At 46.8% G+C, this 2,121-nt stretch carries 4 protein-coding genes; 1 reads left to right on the top strand and 3 read right to left on the bottom strand.

Features of this window, described 5'->3' with window-relative positions; all coding sequences use genetic code 11:
* Together RMO27_RS14775 and RMO27_RS14780 are read right to left on the bottom strand one after the other, a co-directional pair.
* Positions 1 to 709 (bottom strand): DUF1350 family protein (locus RMO27_RS14775; RefSeq protein ID WP_309733802.1); only part of this gene is annotated, 709 nt, incomplete at its 3' end.
* 23 nt (positions 710 to 732) lie between these two features.
* Positions 733 to 1,032: a hypothetical protein gene (locus RMO27_RS14780; protein WP_309733804.1), complete on the bottom strand. Its 300-nt coding sequence runs from the start codon at positions 1,030 to 1,032 to the stop codon at positions 733 to 735.
* Positions 1,033 to 1,236: 204 nt separating this feature from the next.
* Between RMO27_RS14780 and RMO27_RS14785 the strand changes: the two genes are divergently transcribed.
* A complete protein-coding gene (locus RMO27_RS14785) occupies positions 1,237 to 1,701 on the top strand; it encodes a hypothetical protein (RefSeq protein WP_309733806.1) in 465 nt (154 codons plus the stop codon).
* A gap of 190 nt (positions 1,702 to 1,891) precedes the next feature.
* Here the strand turns inward: RMO27_RS14785 and RMO27_RS14790 are convergent, their stop codons facing one another.
* Positions 1,892 to 2,038 (bottom strand): hypothetical protein, encoded by a 147-nt coding sequence (locus RMO27_RS14790; protein WP_309733807.1) that lies wholly within the window; start codon positions 2,036 to 2,038, stop codon positions 1,892 to 1,894.
* Positions 2,039 to 2,121: the final 83 nt, after the last annotated feature.

Raw genomic sequence — 2,121 nt, forward strand, 5'->3', positions numbered from 1 at the left:
CGCGATGGACTTCTTGTTTGATCCACTGCCCGATCGCATCAAATGGCGTAAAAATTTGCGGATTGAGTTGCCATTGAAAATCCTGTCCCAATGGGGTCACATGACTACCATTAATACTCAACGTCGAGTTCGTCCCGGGGAAAATTTTGGTTAAAGTTTGACACAGAGTATAGGATTGATCGAGCGTATCATTGGTGAATTTGACGATTAAATTGTGGGGTACATCATAATAAGCCGCGATCGTATCGAGTGTTTCTTGGGGATTGGGCGTAAATTCAACATTAAATTCCGCTGGCATTTGGCCCATTAAGGGCACCGCATCGCGCGCCGAAAAATTATTAAAAGAAATCAGAATATTACCTTCTCGTTTGACATCATACATACTCCCGATTAGTAAATGAAGTTTGCAGCCCATACTGTGTCCGACTCCATATACTGGTAAACCCGCTGGCAAATATCTTCGGGTCTGCAATAACTCTAAAGTATCTTCAAAACTATTAAAAACATCACTAGCGATCGCCCGATGATCGAAAGTATTGATAAACGGTGTCGCAATAATGGCATAGCCTTGTTTGCCCAAAGCTTCCAACAACAATCGATAGGTCAGATGTGGTGCCGCCGCCACAAATGCCCCACCTAAAAAATGGATTACTGCACGCGGTTGACGCGGTAAATAGACCCAATGACCTGAAATTTCTTGCCAATCCATTGCTGTTAATTCTTTTTAGCGATTTAAAAGTAACCAAAAAAGCTGTCATAATCGATGTCGCTCCGATCGCCATCGACCGGAGCACGATCGGCAAATTCGTTAGGAGCGCGCTCGTTGCTCCATCCCCACCAAGCTTTGCCACACTCACATAGATAAAATTCTTGCCACTTGCGCCGTCGATTTTCGATCGAGACGGGCGAACGGCGATTGATCCACACGGCGGTAGCGACAGTAGAGTTCTGGCTACAGCTAGGGCAACAAAAGCCAGCGGCGTGAGTTGCTGGGGCGATCCAATCTGGTGGTGTCGGGCTAAAAGCTTCCATGTCTGGCGAGTATCTGGGTAGTGTCGGTAGTTAGTGGCGATCGTCCCGAGAAGTTTAAGATCCGCTCGCGAGCTACCGACAAGTATTGGCTCTTTACTATAATAAGTAGTTTAACGAGGATCTGCCGAACCTATTTAAATTGGTAGGATCGATACAAGACCAAAACCTAGCTACTCGATCGGCAAGATCGCAACAGAAATTACTATGACCATGCTAACCACGATCGCTGAGGCTCCCGATCTCACCGCTGATGACTATCTCGTCGTCGGTGTCGCCACCTGTTTCTTTCGGGATGATGACGGGGTACATGCGGTTAAAGTCATCGAACCAATCCCTTCCTCAGCATGGGAAGCCCTGCTCAAAGGCATTCCCACCTCTTATGAAATTGCGGCAGCGACAACCTTGGGTGCCTTAATCGGTGGCGATACTCCCGAAATTCCCGCTAGTTTCCCCGCTGACTGTCAATTGGGAAATGAATTTGCTTACCGTTGTATCGCTTCGGCACGGACTTATAAACGTCGCCCTGAAGCCCAATCGCATATCGCTCCAGGCGAAGTCTATACTAGCTTCAACTATTCAACCGAGCGCAAGCGGATTCTCAATGCCGATCGAGTCGTCACCAAGGACGATAATGTCAAGCAACATGCGTATACTCACCAAAAGCTCTAGATGATTTGATAATCGCTCCTACATACAGCTAGTTCGATCGCCTTTGGGGTGCGCCGATCGCGATCGCGCAAGCTGCGGCTCAAACATCATAGCAGCTACAATCCTCATGCCGATCGGGTGTTGAAAATCGATCGATCCAAGGTATCGTTTTTGGTGAGAGGTCAATATCTACTGGCTGCGGCTGTCATGTCTAGATCGCGAGTAATTGGAGGTTGGGTTGAGGACTGAAACCCAATAGCATCAACAATCTACTATCCTCTGATGTGCGCCAGTTATATCGATTTTTACCCTCAAAGGATGTAAATTCGATCGTTTTACCATTGACTAGCTGCACCATCGTTGGTAGCGGTCGATGAGCCAGACTATTTTATCTCGATCGCTTGAACGATCGATAAAATTAAATTAAATTAAAAATCGAAA

The organism is Chamaesiphon sp. OTE_75_metabat_556 (genome assembly GCF_031378165.1).
Classification (GTDB): domain Bacteria; phylum Cyanobacteriota; class Cyanobacteriia; order Cyanobacteriales; family Chamaesiphonaceae; genus Chamaesiphon.